Consider the following 14,138-nt stretch of genomic DNA (forward strand, 5'->3'; position numbering starts at 1 on the left):
TGTGTGGGAAAAAAGCGCTGCGGGGCCGGGACCATTGTCTCCGACCCCGCAGCGGACCGCATCAGGCGTCGCCGCGCTGGCGGCGCACCATCTCCACGACCTCGTCGTACTTCGGCGAGTTCATGAAGTTGTCGACCGAGACGTGCACCGAGCCGGGGGTGACCCCGCGGGCACGATCGGTCAACTGTGCCTGGGTGATGACCAGGTCGGCGGACGGGTCGAGGTTGGCGATCGCCTTGTTGGTGACCGTGACGCCCTCGACGCCCGCCTTCTTGAACTTGTTGCGGAGGACGCTCGCACCCATGGCGGACGACCCCATGCCGGCGTCGCACGCGAACACGATGTTCGAGATCTCGCGGTCGGCCACGGCCGTGCCGGCCGGAGCGGATGCCGCAGCCGCCGCCGTGCCGGAGCCGCGGAGCGCGTCCATCGCCGAGGACGACTTCCCCTTGTTCGCCTCGGTCTGCGCGATCGCGGCGCCGAACGTGTCGCCCTCGGCGGCGAGGTCCCGCTTGCGGGAGGCCCGCAGGATGACCGCGGTGATGAGGAACGTCACGACGGCCGCGACGATCACCGAGAGGTACACGACGAGCAGGTTCGGCACACCCGCGCCGACCGCGGCCGCGGTGACCGCGATGATGCTGCCGGGAGCGGCCGGGAACTGGAGTCCGCCGTTGAAGAGCATGTTGACGGTCACGCCGCTCGCACCACCCGCGATGAGGGCGAGGATCGTAGCCGGCTTGCTCAGGGCGTACGGGAAGTAGATCTCGTGGATGCCACCGAGGAACTGGATGATCGCCGCACCGGGGGCGGATGCCTTGGCCTGACCGACACCGAAGAAGGTGAAGGCCATCAGCAGGCCCAGGCCGGGGCCGGGGTTGGCCTCGATGAGGAACAGGATCGACTTGCCGGTGTCCTCCACCTGCTGCAGGGCCAGCGGGGTGAACACGCCGTGGTTGATGGCGTTGTTGAGGAAGAGCACCTTCGCGGGTTCGACGAAGATCGACAGCAGCGGGAGCAGGCTGAGCGAGACGAGCCAGTCGACGATGCCGCCGAGGAACGCGCTGACGCCGAGCATGATCGGGCCGAACGCGAAGAACCCGATGATCGCGAGGATCATGCCGAGGATGCCGGCGGAGAAGTTGTTGACGAGCATCTCGAAGCCGGGCTTGATCTTGCCGTCCCACAGCTTGTCCATCTGCTTGGTGATCCAGGCCGCCAGCGGACCCATGATCATCGCGCCGAGGAACATCGGGATGTCGGTGCCGACGATGACACCCATGACCGCGATCGTCGCCACGACGCCACCGCGGGCGTCGTAGACCATGCGACCTGCCGTGTTGGCGATGAGCAGCGGCAGGAGGTACGTCACCATCGCGCCGACGAGGCCGATGTACCCGGTGTAGGTCCCGGCGTCACCTTCGGTGAGCGCGGTGCGGGCACCCTGCCACCCGATCTGGGCCACATCTCCGCCGCCGCCGAGGATCTCGGCGACCGGGAACCAGTGCCAGCCGAACGGGCTGCGGGCGCCGAAGAAGCCGTCGGGGATGAAGAGCATGGTGATGAAACCCCATGCGATGAACGCTGCGATGTTCGGCATGATCATGCCGGACAGGAACGTCCCGAATCGCTGCACACCGACGCGTGCGCGGCTCGGTGCGCGGGTGGCTGTTGTCGCCGTTGACATGTGCTGGTTCTCCTTTGGTGTGCCGCGGGTCATGCGGCGGTGTGCTGTGCTGCGGCTTCCTGGGCCGCGGCTCGGGCGGATGCCGCATCGGATGCGGCGAGGGCTGCTTCGGCGATGCGCTTCGCGTCGTCGAGGCTGTGGTGCAAGAGAGTGGCGCGCACATCCGCGAGCGCCGTCGGTGCCATGGAGAGCGTCGTCGCGCCGAGGCCGACGAGGACGACCGCGAGCAGCGGGTCGGCGGCGGCCTCGCCGCAGATGCCGACCGGCTTGCCGTGGACACGGCCGCCGTCGCCGGTGAGCTTCACCAGCTGCAGGACGGCGGGATGCCACGGGTCCTGGAACGAGGCGACCGAACCGAGCAGGCGGTCGGCCGCGAGCGTGTACTGGGTGAGGTCGTTGGTGCCGATCGAGGCGAAGTCGGCGTGGGCGAGCACCCGGTCGGCGAGGAGGGCCGACGAGGGGACCTCGACCATGACACCGGCCGTCTTGATGCCGTACTCCTTCGCGAGGGTGACGAAGTACTCCGTCTCCTCGACGGTCGACACCATGGGGGCCATGACCCACAGGTCGGCGTCGGTGGCGGCATCCGCGTTCGCAAGGGCGGTCAGCTGCTCGCGCAGGATGTCCTCGCTCGCGCGCAGTGCGCGGAGCCCGCGGAGACCGAGGGCCGGGTTCTCCTCGTGCGCGTCGTTGAGGAAGGCGAGCGGCTTGTCGGCGCCGGCATCCAGGGCGCGGACGACCACCTTCTTGCCAGGGAACGCCTGCAGCAGCTCGGTGTACGCCGTCGTCTGCTCCTCGACGGTGGGAGCCTGCGACGAGCTGAGGAAGAGGAACTCGGTGCGGAAGAGCCCGACACCCTCTGCGCCCAGCTCGACGGCCTTGGCGGCGTCGGCGGGCTTGCCGAGGTTCGCGAGCAGCGGCACCGTCGTGCCGTCCGCCAGCGCGCCGGGCGTGATCGGCGCGTCCGCGGCGGCGGCGCGGTCGGCCTCGCGGCGCTCGGCCTGCGCGATCTCGTCGTCGGTGGGCCGGGTCGTGACGATGCCGGCGGCGGCGTCCACGATCACCGTCTCGCCCTCGGTCAGCCCCGAGGCGCTGTGCACGCCGACGACGGCGACGATCGACTTCTCGCGCGCGAGGATCGCCGTGTGCGAGGTCGGGCCGCCTTCGGTCGTGACGAGGGCGAGCACTTTGTCGAGGTCCAGCAGGGCGGTGTCGGCCGGAGCGAGGTCCTTCGCGACGAGGACGAACGGATGCCCGGGGTCGGGCACGCCCGGTGCCGGCACCCCGCGCAGGTGGGCGATGACCCGCTGCGCGACGTCGTCGAGGTCCGCGGCGCGCTCGCCGAGGTAGCCGCCCATGGCGGCGAGGGAGTCACGGAACGAGGCGAACGCGTCGAAGACGGCGAACTCGCCGGTCGCGCCGGCGGCGAGACGGGTGGCGACCTCGTCCTCGAGGGCGGGGTCCTCGGCCATCATGGCCTGCGCCTCGAGCACCTCCTGCGCGGCTCCGCCGGCGGTGGCGCCGCGCTGCTCGAGCTCGCGGGCGACCGCCTCGATCGCCGCGGCGACGCGGGCCTTCTCCTCCTCGGCGCTGAGCGTGCTCTTCTCATCCTTCGGCGCGGGCAGCGGCTCGGCCATCCGTGCGACGGGGCCGTGGCTCACGCCCAGGCCGATTCCTACTCCTCGAAGCTCAGTCATGTGTCCCTCAGGCGTCGTGGTCGGTGGTCAGAAGTTCGGTCAGGGTGTCGAGGACGTCCTCCGCGCCCGGCCCGTCCGCGGTGAGCGTGACGTAATCGCCGCTCTCCGCGCCGAGCGAGATGACGCTCAGGATGCTCGCCGCGTTGACCGCGCCGCCGGCCCCCTTCGAGATGGTGACCGGGATGCCGGCATCCTTCGCCGCCTGCGCGAAGAGCTTCGCGGGGCGGGCGTGCAGGCCGTGGGAGGAACCGATCCTCACCGTCCGGCTGGCCGGTGCGCTCATCGCGGGGTCCTTTCGATGCGGTCGGCGGCGGTCGCGGTGGTGACGAGGGCGAGCGTGCGGGTTCCGTCACGATCGTCGAAGACGTCCTCCGGGAGCAGAACGACACGCGCCTGTCGGGTGGCGGCATCCCGCTCGATGTCGGGGAGGGCGGAGGCAAGATGCGGACCCACGAGCACCACGTCGCCGGCATCCGTCCCCGTGGCGACCATGCCGGGGACACCCGCGTGGACGAGCAGTTCCCTGCCTTCGCGCTGTGCGGCCTGCCGCAGACGCTGGGCGACGAACGTGCTCGACGCGCCGGCGCCGCAGACGACGAGGATCTTCATCGATCCGCCTCCTTGTCTCCCCGCAATTCTCATCCGACTCCCAGGAAGCGACAACCAGGCCTTCTTCCGCGGGGGAGGAAACCCCGGTGGTCCGGCGGATGGTTGACTGGACCCGTGAGTCGGACGAGGCAGGATCGCGTCATGGCGCTCCTGGCGAGGGATGCCGGGTGGCGTACGGCCGGCGAGCTCGCCGACCTCGTCGGGGTGACGCCCCGCAGCATCCGTTCGTACGTGGCCGCCCTCAACGCGCGGGTGCCCGGCGGCGACGCCGTCGAGTCAGGTCCGTCCGGCTACCGCGCGGGTGCCGGAGCGGCGGGGGCGCTGCAGCCGGCATCCGAGGAGACTCCTCGCGACCGGTTGCACCGGCTCGTCCGCGACATCCTCGATGCGCCGGACGGCATCGACGTGTACGCCGCGGCGCAGCGCTTCCATGTGAGCGACGCCACCCTCGAAGCCGATCTCGGACGCGTGCGCGCGCTGCTGAGCGGCACGCAGCTGACCCTCGAGCGCTCCGCTGAGCGCGTGCGGTTGGTGGGGACGGAGATGGCCCAGCGGCGCCTGCTCAGCCGACTGGCGCACGACGAGATGGAGCAGGGCGCCTTCGACCTGCGCGCCCTGCGGCGCGCCCTCGGCGAGAGCACCGCCGAGACGTCGGCGCTCGGGGCGTTCAAGGACGACCTGGTCGCGGGCCTCGGCGACCTGGGATACCTCGTCAACGAGTTCGGCATCGGCGACGTCATGATGCACATCGCGATCGCCGCCGACCGGGTGGGGCGCGGACGCGGACTCGACGGCCCTCCGGTCGACGACGCGCCCGCGCGTGCGCGGATCGCCGACCTGCTCGATCGCCTCGCCGTCGCGCACCTCGGCGTCCGCCTGGGCGACGGTGACCGCGACCACCTCGCCGCGCTCGTGCAGACCCGCGTCGTGGCGCCGGGCGCGGCCGAACCCGACACCGTCATCCGGGGCCGGCTCGATGCGGACGTCGAGACCGCCGTGCGCGGGATCGTCGCGCAGGCGGCATCCGAGTTCCTCGTCGACATCGATCACGACGACTTCATCCTGCGCCTCGCCCTCCACGTCCAGAACCTGCGTCAGCGCGCGCAGGACCAGGCCTGGTCGCGCAACGCGCTCACCCGTTCGCTCAAGTCCAGCTACCCGATGATCTTCGAGGTCGCCGTCTTCATCGCCGAGCAGCTGCGCGACGTCGTCGGCGCACCTCTGTACGAGGACGAGATCGCCTACATCGCGATGCACGTCGGCGGCCGGCTCGAGCGGTCCCGCCAGTCGGCTCGTCTGCTGACGGCGACGCTCGTGTGCCCGGGGTACTACGAGATGCACGAGCTGCTGCGAGCGAGCATCGACCGCGCGCTCGGTCGCGAGATCGGGGTCGTCGCCGTCGAGACGCGCGTCGACCCCGACTGGGCGGGGCTCGACACGGATCTCGTCCTCACGACGATCGATCCGCCCGCGCCGTCCGACCGCATCGTCCGGGTGCAGCCCTTCCTCACCGAACCCGACGTCGAGCGCGTCCAGGGCGCGGCGGCCCGCGCCCGCCGCGCGCGACGCTTGGCGGGCCTGCGCGCGGAGCTCGAGCGGTACTTCTCCGCCGAGGCCTTCGTGCCCCGCCTGCCCGCCGATGCGGACGAGGAGACCGTGATCCGCGGGCTCGGCGGACTGCTGGCGGCCCAGGGCGTCATCACCGAGGACTACGTCACCCGCACGCTCGAGCGGGAGCGCATCTCCTCGACGGCTTTCACCGATGCGCTCGCCGTCCCGCACGCCATCGGGATGACCGCGACCCGCACCGCGATCGCCGTGGGCCTGGCCGACCCGTCGATCCGTTGGGGCGACGGACGGGTGCAGGTCGTGACGATGGTCGCGTTCTCGGAGTCCGACCGCGAGGCCTTCCAGACGGTGTTCGAGCAGCTCGTCGAGGTGTTCAGCGAACGCGACAGCGTGCAGCGGATCCTGCGCCGCGGCACGACGTTCGCCGCGTTCCTCGACGAGCTCGTCGCCGTCGTCGACGGCTGATCAGCGCGCCAGGCGCGCCTCGAGCCCCATCTTCACCCCGGGCCACTCGTGGGGGAGGATCGAGTACACGACGGTATCGCGCAGCGTGCCGTCGGGGCTGATGCGGTGGTTGCGCAGGACGCCGTCTCGGCGCGCGCCGAGCCGTTCGATCGCGGCCTGCGACTGCCGGTTGTGCCAGGACGTGCGGAACTCCACCGCGATCGCTTCGCACGCCTCGAACGCGTGCCCGAGCAGCAGCAGCTTCGCGGTCGTGTTGACGTCGGTCCGCTGCACGCTCGGCGACAACCACGTGTAGCCGATCTCGACCCGGCGGTTGACCTCGTCGATGCCGCAGAAGGTCGTCATCCCGCTCGGGGTGCCGTCGACGAGGACCGCGAACGGGTTCATCCGCCCGGCTGCGTGCTCGGCACGCCGCCAGCTGATCTCGTCGGGGACGGATGCCGGGATGGCGGTGTACCAGGCGTACTCGAGGCCCTCGCGGGCCGCCGCGAGGTCGTCGGCGTGCGCGGCATCGAGCGGGACCAGGTGCACGCGACCGCGGCTCAGGACGACCGGCTCCGTGAGCGGAGTCGCCGTCACCTCTGCGCCGCCATCACGCCTGCGCCGCGGCGAGGATCTCCCGGACGCCGGCGTCCACCGCCGCCAGCCGGGCCGCCGCATCCTCCGCCGAGTCGCCGCGGACGTCGAGATAGGCCTTGAGCTTCGGTTCGGTCCCGCTCGGGCGCACGATGACGCGCGATCCGTCGGTCAGCCACACCCGCAGTACGTCGCCGCGCGGCGAGCCCTCGGGAGCGGTGAGCAGGTCCTCGATGCGCTCGACGGCGACCGTACCGACGGATGCCGGGGGCGCCGCCCGCAGCGCGCTCATGATGCGCCCGATCACCGACACGTCGTCGACGCGGAGGGACACCTGCCCGCTCGCGAAGTGCCCGAAGGTCGCGGCCGACTCGTCGAGCAGGTCGCCGAGCGTCCGGCCCTCCTCGCGCGCCTCGGCGACGAGGCCCAGCACGGCGACCGCGGCCGAGATGCCGTCCTTGTCGCGCACGGTGTCGGGGTTCACGAGGTAGCCGAGCGCCTCCTCGAAGCCGTAGACGAGGCCGGGGGCGCGCGAGATCCACTTGAAGCCGGTCAGCGTGGCGGCGAAGTCGAGGCCGTAGTGCTCGGCGATCGCCTGCAGGCCGGGCGACGAGACGATCGAGCACGCGAGGGTGCCCGCCGTCGCGGTGCGCGCGGCGCGCCAGCCGAGGAGCAGCCCGACCTCGTTGCCGGTGAGCCGACGCCAGCCGCCGGGGGCGGCGGCATCCGGGATCGCGACGGCGAGCCGGTCGGCGTCGGGATCGTTGGCGAGGATCAGCTCCGCGCCGGCGGCGCGGGCCGCCTCGAACGAGAGGTCCATCGCGCCGGGCTCTTCCGGGTTGGGGAAGGCGACCGTCGGGAACCGCCCGTCGGGCTCGATCTGGTCGGCGACCACCGTCGGCGCCGGGTACCCCGCGGTCTCGAGGATGCGCGAAAGGGTCTCGTGACCCACGCCGTGCATCGCGGTGTAGACCCAGTTCAAGCCGGCCGCACCGGCAGGGGCGGGGGCGACGAGCGCCGTGGCGCGCACGTAGGCGTCCACGACGTCCTCGCCGGCGGTCTCGTAGTCCGCCGAGCGGGGGATCGCGCCGAGGTCCGCCCGGGCGGCGACCTCGTCGATATGCGCCGCGATCTCGGCATCCGCCGGTGAGACGATCTGGGCGCCGTGATCGGCACCGCCGAGGTACACCTTGTAGCCGTTGTCGTCCGGCGGGTTGTGGGATGCCGTCACCATGACCCCGGCGGAGGCGCCCAGGTGCCGGACGGCGAACGCGAGCACCGGTGTCGGCAGCAGGCGGGGAAGGAGGATGGCGCGCAGGCCCGCGCCGGCGAAGATCTCCGCGCTGTCACGAGCGAACACGTCGGAGTTGCGACGACCGTCGTAGCCGACGACGACCGACGGGATCTCGTCGGTCGCGCGCTCGTGCAGGTACGCGGCGAACCCGGCGGCCGCCTGTCCGACCAGGACGCGGTTCATGCGGTTCGACCCGGCGCCCAGGGCCCCGCGCAGCCCCGCGGTCCCGAAGGCCAGCCGCGTGTCGAACCGGTCGTGCAGGTCGTCGAGCGCCGCCGCGTCACCGGCCTCGGCCCGCTCGATCAGCGCCCGCAGCTCGTCGCTCGTCTGCGGGTCGGGGTCCTGCGCGAGCCACCCGCGGGCGACGTCGAGGACGCCCTCGCTCACAGGACGCCGATCACGCGGGCGAGCAGGTCGGAGATGACCGGCTCGGCCTCGCGGCCCGCCTCGATGACCTCCTGGTGGCTCAGCGGGGTGGTCTGGATGCCGGCGGCGAGGTTCGTGATGAGCGAGAAGCCCAGGATCTCCATGCCCGCCTGGCGCGCGGCGATCGCCTCGAGGGCCGTCGACATGCCGACGATGTGCCCGCCGATCGCCTTGGCCATCTGCACCTCGGCGGGGGTCTCGTAGTGCGGTCCGCGGAACTGGCAGTACACGCCTTCGTCGAGCGACGGGTCAACGGTGCGGGCGAGGTCGCGCAAGCGCCGCGAGTAGAGGTCGGTGAGGTCGATAAAGGTCGCGCCCTCGAGGGGGGAGTCGGCCGTCAGGTTGATGTGGTCGCTGATGAGCACGGGCTGCCCCGGCGTCCACGACGTCTTGATGCCGCCCGCGCCGTTGGTGAGGACCATCGTCTTCGCGCCGGTCGCGGCGGCCGTGCGCACACTGTGCACGACACGACGCACGCCGTGCCCCTCGTAGTAGTGCGTGCGCGCGCCGATCACGAGCACGCGCTTGCCGTGCGGGGTGAGGATGCTGCGGATCGATCCGACGTGCCCTTCGAGGGCGGGCTTGCTGAACCCGGTGACATCGGTCGCGGCCAGGGTCGCCGTGGTCTCGCCGATGAGCTCGGCGGCCTTGCCCCAGCCGCTCCCGAGCGTCAGGGCGACGTCGTGGTGGTCGACGCCGGTGAGGCGGGCGATGTCGTCGGCGGCGGTCCGTGCGACCTCGAACGGGTCGGCGGTGGGGTCGTCGAGCGGGTGGGTCTCCTCGTGCATGCTCCCACTCTAGGAACCCGGGGACGGCTCGGCCACACGGCGCGCATCGCGTCGCGGCGCACGGGGACCCTGCGGACTGGAAGAATGGTGCGCATGTCTGTGAGCTTCGAGACCACCCAGAGCGTCGCGATCATCGGCGGCGGCCCCGGCGGATACGAGGCGGCTCTCGCAGCGGCCCAGCTGGGCGCCGAGGTGACGCTCGTCGAGCGCGCAGGCATCGGGGGATCCGCTGTCATCACCGATGTCGTCCCCTCCAAGACCCTCATCGCCACCGCCGACGCCGCCGTCGCCATCCGCGGCGCCTCCGATCTCGGGGTGCAGCTGTTCGCCCGGGGCGACAGCGGCAAGCCGCTCAAGCCCGAGATCGCCATCAACCTCGGGGCGGTCAACAAGCGGCTCCTGTCCCTGGCGCGTCAGCAGTCCGACGACCAGCGCGCGCAGCTGGTGGATGCCGGGGTCCGCATCATCTCCGGCCACGGCCGCCTCGACGGGACGCACGCCGTCGTCGTCTCGACCGGCCCCGGCGGCACCGACTTCGACCGGATCGAAGCCGACACGCTCGTGGTCTCGGTGGGCGCCTCGCCGCGCGAGCTCGACAGCGCGAAGCCCGACGGGGAGCGCATCCTGACCTGGACGCAGCTCTACAACATGTCGTCGCTGCCCGAGCACCTGATCGTCGTGGGATCCGGCGTCACCGGCGCGGAGTTCGCCGGCGCCTACATGAACCTCGGGTCGAAGGTGACGCTGATCTCGAGCCGCGACCAGGTCCTCCCCGGTGAGGACTCCGACGCGGCGGCCGTCATCGAGAAGGTCTTCACCCGCGGCGGCATGGAGGTGCTGTCGAAGTCCCGCGCCGAGAAGGTGGAGCGCACGAAGGACGGCGTGGTCGCGACGCTGTCCGACGGCCGCACCGTCGAGGGCAGCCACTGCCTCATGGCCGTCGGATCCATCCCGAACACCGCCGACATCGGACTGGAGGATGCCGGGGTCCAGCTCACCGGCTCGGGTCACATCCAGGTCAACCGCGTCGCGCGCACGTCGGTGCCGAACATCTACGCCGCGGGCGACTGCACGACGTTCCTCCCGCTCGCGTCAGTTGCCGCCATGCAGGGACGCATGGCCGTCTTCCATGCGCTCGGCGACACCGTCATCCCGCTCGAGAAACACCGCGTCACGGCGAACATCTTCACGGCGCCCGAGATCGCCACCGTCGGACGCCAGGAGCGCGACATCGAGTCCGGCGCGGTCAACGGCACGGTCCACAAGCTCCCGCTGGCCGCCAACGCGCGCGCGAAGATGATGGGCGTCAAGGACGGGTTCGTGAAGATCATCGCCCGCGAGGGGTCGGGCACCGTCATCGGCGGCGTCATCGTCGCCCCGCGCGCCTCCGAGCTGATCTACCCGATCGCCATCGCCGTCGAGCGGCGCCTCACGGTCGACCAGCTCTCCCGCGTGTTCGCGGTGTTCCCGTCGCTCGCGGGCAGCATCACCGACGCGACCCGCGCGATGCACCAGGTCGCCCGGGACGAGGACACCTACAGCTGATCCGCGCGCCTCAGCCGACGGCGATCGCGGTCACATACAGGTAGGTCGGCACCGGCGCGGTCCCCGACGCCGAGACGGCCCGCGCCGACGTGCCATCGAACGGGATGCGGTGCGGCTCGGTGTCGCAGACGATCTGATTCGTGATCGTCGACTGCCCGCCGTCCGCGGTCATCACGTTCACCGTGACGTCGGCGGTCACGTCGTCACCGGCGCACGCAGAGTCCTCATGCCCACACCCTAGGGGCGCTCCGTTCCGCCCGACCGGATCAGGAGATCGTGAGCAGCTGATGCCCTGCCGACACGGTCGTGCCGGCCTGCGCGTTGATCGCACCGACCACGCCGTCCTTGTGCGCCTGGATGGGCTGCTCCATCTTCATCGCCTCGAGGACGACGACGAGGTCGCCCTTGACGACCTGCTGCCCCTCCTCGACGGCGATCTTGACGACGGTGGCCTGCATGGGCGACGCGACGGCGTCGCCGCTCGCGCCCGAGACGGCACTCGCGGCGTGCGAACGACGCGACGGGGGCACGGCGACGGGGCGTCCGACGGCGGCGGGTGCGTGGGTCAGGCGGTCCGGCAGGCTCACCTCGAGGCGCTTGCCCGACACCTCCACGACGACGGTGTGGCGGCCCTCGGGTTCGGCGGCGGGACCCGCCTCGCCGTCCCATGCGGGGATGTCGTTGTGGAACTCGGTCTCGATCCAGCGGGTGAAGACGCCGAACGTGCCGTCCTCGGCCGTGAAGGCGGGGTCGCGGACGACCTTCCGGTGGAAGGGCAGCACCGTCGGCATCCCGGCCACCTCGAACTCGTCGAGGGCGCGGCGCGACCGCTCGAGGGCCTCTTCGCGCGTGCGTCCTGTGACGATGAGCTTGCCCAGGAGTGAGTCGAAGGCGCCCGAGACGCTGTCGCCGGCGGTGACGCCGGAGTCCAGGCGCACGCCCGGTCCGCCGAAGGTCTTGAACACGTGGATGTCGCCGGGGGCGGGCAGGAAGCCGCGGCCCGGGTCCTCGCCGTTGATGCGGAACTCGAACGAGTGCCCGACCGGCTCGGGGTCGGCGTAGTCGAGCGTGCCGCCCTCGGCGATGCGGAATTGCTCACGGACGAGGTCGATGCCGGTGACCTCCTCCGAGACCGGGTGCTCGACCTGCAGACGGGTGTTCACTTCGAGGAACGAGATCGTCCCGTCGGCGCCGATGAGGAACTCGCACGTGCCGGCCCCGACGTAGCCGACCTCCTTGAGGATGGCCTTCGACGCGGCGTACAGGATCTCGTTCTGCTCGGCGGTGAGGAACGGCGCGGGAGCCTCTTCGACGAGCTTCTGGTGCCGGCGCTGCAGCGAGCAGTCGCGGGTCGAGACCACGACGACGTTGCCCGCGGCATCCGCGAGGCACTGCGTCTCGACGTGGCGCGGCTTGTCGAGGTACTTCTCGACGAAGCACTCGCCGCGACCGAACGCCGCGATCGCCTCGCGGGTCGCCGATTCGAAGAGCTCCTCGACCTCGTCGAACTCGCGCGCGACCTTGAGGCCGCGTCCGCCGCCGCCGTACGCGGCCTTGATCGCGATGGGCAGGCCGAACTCGCGCGCGAAGGCGACGACCTCGTCGGCGCCCTCGACCGGCCCCGGCGTGCCCGGGGCGAGCGGGGCGCCGACCTTCTCGGCGACGTGGCGGGCGGTGACCTTGTCTCCGAGCGCCTCGATGGCCTCGGGGGAGGGGCCGATCCAGACGAGCCCCGCGCCGATCACGGCGCGGGCGAAGTCGGCGTTCTCGGCGAGGAAGCCGTAGCCCGGGTGGACGGCGTCGGCGCCCGAGCGGCGCGCGACCGAGAGGATCTTCTCGATGGAGAGGTAGGTGTCGGCGCTCGTCGAGCCGCCGAGGCCGTACGCCTCATCAGCCAGCCGCGCGTGCATCGCATCGCGGTCCTGGTCGGCGTAGACCGCCACCGACGACTTCCCCGAGTCGCGTGCGGCGCGGATGATGCGCACCGCGATCTCGCCTCGGTTGGCGATCAGCACTTTCGAGATTCCGGTGGTGACGCTCTCAGGCATGGCTTCGAGCCTACCCACGAGGGTGGCCGCTCCTTTGGATCACTCGCACAAGATCATGTGGGTTTCGTGTCGCGGATCCCACTAAGCGGATGCCGCGCCGCCGCCCGCGGAGTTCCACAGCGTCGTCCACTCGACCCCGAGCTCGCGGACCAGTCGGCGCAGGGTCGACAGGGACATCCCGACCACCGTCGACGGATCGCCCTCGACCCGCTCGATGAACGCGCCGCCGAGGCTGTCGACGGTGAAGGCGCCCGCCACCAGGAGGGGCTCACCGGTCGCCACGTACGCGTCGATCTCGGCATCCGTCACATCCGCCGCGAAGGTCACGGACGCGGCGGCCACCGCATGGGCCTCGACGGGGTCAGCGCCCGGGCAGACGAGGAACACGCTGTGCCCCGAGTGGAGCACGCCGGTGCGGCCCCGCATGGACTGCCACCGGGCGCGCGCCGCCTCGGGTGTGTAGGGCTTGCCGAGGATCTCGCCGTCGAGTTCGAACATCGAGTCGCCGCCGACGACGAGGCCCTCGAAACCTTCCGCGGCGACGGTCGCCGCGACGTCGGCCGCCTTGCGTCGGGCGAGGAGGAGCACGTGTTCCTCCGACGGCAGCGTGCGGGCCTGCGCCGCCTCGACCGCCGCGATCACGGCCTCCTCGTCGACCTGCGGTGAGCGGGTGGTCGGCTCGATGCCGACCTGGCGCAGCAGCATCAGACGGGCGGGGGAGGTGGAGGCGAGGCACACGCGCATACCGACCACGGTAGCCGCGCGGGCGGGAGTGGATGACGGTCCGCGGCGACCCGGTGTGACAGCATCGGAGCATGCAACCGGGAGACCTCCTCGACCTCGAGATCACCGCCGTCGCGCACGGCGGTGTGTTCGTCGCCCGGCACGAGAACCGTGTCGTGTTCGTCTCGGACGCGATCCCCGGCGAGCGGGTGCGCGTCGCCCTCACCGACACGCGCAAGGCGTCGTTCTGGCGGGGCGACACGGTGGAGGTGTTGGATGCCTCGCCCCACCGCCGTCCGCATGTGTGGGCGCCCGCCGATGTCAGCATGCCTCCCGACGCCCGGCCCGGCGGTGCGGACTTCGGTCACATCGCCCTCGCCCATCAGCGCGAACTGAAGGCGGATGTGCTTCGCGACGCGCTGTCCCGCTTCGCCGGGTCCACCGCTCCCGTCACGATCGAGCCGCCCCTCCCGCAGATGCGCGGCGACCGTCTCGTCGAGGAATCCGCCGACGGCACGGGATGGCGCACCCGGGTCAGCCTGCACGTCGACGACGAGGGACGCATCGGCCCGTTCGCGGCCCGCAGCCACCGCGTCATCCCCGTCGACGACCTGCCCCTCGCGACCGCGGGCATCGCCCGCGCGGCGAGCCGTCGGCGCGGCGGCTCCGCCGGCCGCCTCGACCTCGTCCTGCCTGTCCGCGAGCCCTTCG

13 protein-coding genes are annotated in these 14,138 nt (G+C 71.6%); 3 read left to right on the forward strand and 10 right to left on the reverse strand.

Annotated features, from left to right (window positions below; genetic code table 11):
* Positions 1–61: 61 nt before the first annotated feature.
* The 4 genes from NH287_RS09960 to NH287_RS09975 are packed head-to-tail and all read right to left on the reverse strand — an operon-like array spanning position 62 to position 3,993.
* A complete protein-coding gene (locus NH287_RS09960; protein ID WP_253035481.1) occupies positions 62–1,687 on the reverse strand; it encodes a PTS mannitol transporter subunit IICB in 1,626 nt (541 codons plus the stop codon).
* Positions 1,688–1,716: 29 nt separating this feature from the next.
* The gene (gene ptsP / locus NH287_RS09965; RefSeq protein WP_253035482.1) at positions 1,717–3,384 is read right to left on the reverse strand and encodes a phosphoenolpyruvate--protein phosphotransferase; all 1,668 of its coding nucleotides are present in this window, start codon (positions 3,382–3,384) and stop codon (positions 1,717–1,719) included.
* A 7-nt stretch (positions 3,385–3,391) separates the two neighbouring features.
* Positions 3,392–3,667 (reverse strand): HPr family phosphocarrier protein, encoded by a 276-nt coding sequence (locus NH287_RS09970; protein ID WP_064001364.1) that lies wholly within the window; start codon positions 3,665–3,667, stop codon positions 3,392–3,394.
* Positions 3,664–3,993: a PTS sugar transporter subunit IIB gene (locus tag NH287_RS09975; RefSeq protein ID WP_064001365.1), complete on the reverse strand. Its 330-nt coding sequence runs from the start codon at positions 3,991–3,993 to the stop codon at positions 3,664–3,666. Before NH287_RS09975 ends, NH287_RS09970 begins: the two co-directional genes overlap by 4 nt.
* A 141-nt stretch (positions 3,994–4,134) precedes the next feature.
* Between NH287_RS09975 and NH287_RS09980 the strand changes: the two genes are divergently transcribed.
* Positions 4,135–6,027, forward strand: coding sequence for a transcription antiterminator (locus NH287_RS09980; RefSeq protein WP_253035483.1), 1,893 nt, complete (start codon positions 4,135–4,137; stop codon positions 6,025–6,027).
* Here the strand turns inward: NH287_RS09980 and NH287_RS09985 are convergent, their stop codons facing one another.
* Genes NH287_RS09985 through NH287_RS09995 form a run of 3 tightly spaced genes read right to left on the reverse strand, consistent with a single transcriptional unit; the run spans position 6,028 to position 9,111 of the window.
* Positions 6,028–6,606, reverse strand: coding sequence for a GNAT family N-acetyltransferase (locus NH287_RS09985; protein ID WP_253035484.1), 579 nt, complete (start codon positions 6,604–6,606; stop codon positions 6,028–6,030).
* Between the two features lie 13 nt (positions 6,607–6,619).
* Positions 6,620–8,284 carry a phospho-sugar mutase gene (locus tag NH287_RS09990; protein ID WP_253035485.1) on the reverse strand — a complete coding sequence of 555 codons (1,665 nt, stop codon included), beginning with the start codon at positions 8,282–8,284 and terminating at the stop codon, positions 6,620–6,622.
* Positions 8,281–9,111 carry a purine-nucleoside phosphorylase gene (locus NH287_RS09995; protein ID WP_253035486.1) on the reverse strand — a complete coding sequence of 277 codons (831 nt, stop codon included), beginning with the start codon at positions 9,109–9,111 and terminating at the stop codon, positions 8,281–8,283. Before NH287_RS09995 ends, NH287_RS09990 begins: the two co-directional genes overlap by 4 nt.
* A gap of 84 nt (positions 9,112–9,195) precedes the next feature.
* On the opposite strand from NH287_RS09995, the gene NH287_RS10000 reads away from it, so the two are divergent.
* Positions 9,196–10,656, forward strand: coding sequence for an NAD(P)H-quinone dehydrogenase (locus NH287_RS10000; protein ID WP_374209376.1), 1,461 nt, complete (start codon positions 9,196–9,198; stop codon positions 10,654–10,656).
* Positions 10,657–10,666: 10 nt separating this feature from the next.
* Here NH287_RS10000 and NH287_RS10005 read toward each other — a convergent pair whose 3' ends face one another.
* From NH287_RS10005 to NH287_RS10015, 3 genes are all read right to left on the reverse strand, one after another.
* Entirely contained in the window at positions 10,667–10,855 is a 189-nt protein-coding gene (locus NH287_RS10005) for a hypothetical protein (protein WP_253035488.1), read from the reverse strand.
* A 67-nt stretch (positions 10,856–10,922) separates the two neighbouring features.
* Positions 10,923–12,704, reverse strand: coding sequence for a biotin carboxylase N-terminal domain-containing protein (locus NH287_RS10010; protein ID WP_253035489.1), 1,782 nt, complete (start codon positions 12,702–12,704; stop codon positions 10,923–10,925).
* Between the two features lie 81 nt (positions 12,705–12,785).
* Entirely contained in the window at positions 12,786–13,448 is a 663-nt protein-coding gene (locus NH287_RS10015; protein WP_253035490.1) for a nucleoside triphosphate pyrophosphatase, read from the reverse strand.
* A gap of 71 nt (positions 13,449–13,519) precedes the next feature.
* On the opposite strand from NH287_RS10015, the gene NH287_RS10020 reads away from it, so the two are divergent.
* A partial coding sequence (locus tag NH287_RS10020; RefSeq protein WP_374209377.1) for a TRAM domain-containing protein occupies positions 13,520–14,138 on the forward strand: 619 nt, incomplete at its 3' end.

Origin of the sequence: Microbacterium sp. CnD16-F, assembly GCF_024124465.1 — a bacterium.
Taxonomy (GTDB): Bacteria; Actinomycetota; Actinomycetes; order Actinomycetales; family Microbacteriaceae; genus Microbacterium; species Microbacterium gawkjiense.

Excerpts from the sequence above, each read along its gene's own strand:
- NH287_RS09960 (WP_253035481.1), bottom strand. The coding sequence starts at position 1,687 with ATGTCAACGGCGACAACAGCCACCCGCGCACCGAGCCGCGCACGCGTC.
- ptsP (WP_253035482.1), bottom strand. The coding sequence starts at position 3,384 with ATGACTGAGCTTCGAGGAGTAGGAATCGGCCTGGGCGTGAGCCACGGC.
- NH287_RS09970 (WP_064001364.1), bottom strand. The coding sequence starts at position 3,667 with ATGAGCGCACCGGCCAGCCGGACGGTGAGGATCGGTTCCTCCCACGGC.
- NH287_RS09975 (WP_064001365.1), bottom strand. The coding sequence starts at position 3,993 with ATGAAGATCCTCGTCGTCTGCGGCGCCGGCGCGTCGAGCACGTTCGTC.
- NH287_RS09980 (WP_253035483.1), top strand. The coding sequence starts at position 4,135 with ATGGCGCTCCTGGCGAGGGATGCCGGGTGGCGTACGGCCGGCGAGCTC.
- NH287_RS09995 (WP_253035486.1), bottom strand. The coding sequence starts at position 9,111 with ATGCACGAGGAGACCCACCCGCTCGACGACCCCACCGCCGACCCGTTC.
- NH287_RS10000 (WP_374209376.1), top strand. The coding sequence starts at position 9,196 with ATGGTGCGCATGTCTGTGAGCTTCGAGACCACCCAGAGCGTCGCGATC.
- NH287_RS10010 (WP_253035489.1), bottom strand. The coding sequence starts at position 12,704 with ATGCCTGAGAGCGTCACCACCGGAATCTCGAAAGTGCTGATCGCCAAC.
- NH287_RS10015 (WP_253035490.1), bottom strand. The coding sequence starts at position 13,448 with ATGCGCGTGTGCCTCGCCTCCACCTCCCCCGCCCGTCTGATGCTGCTG.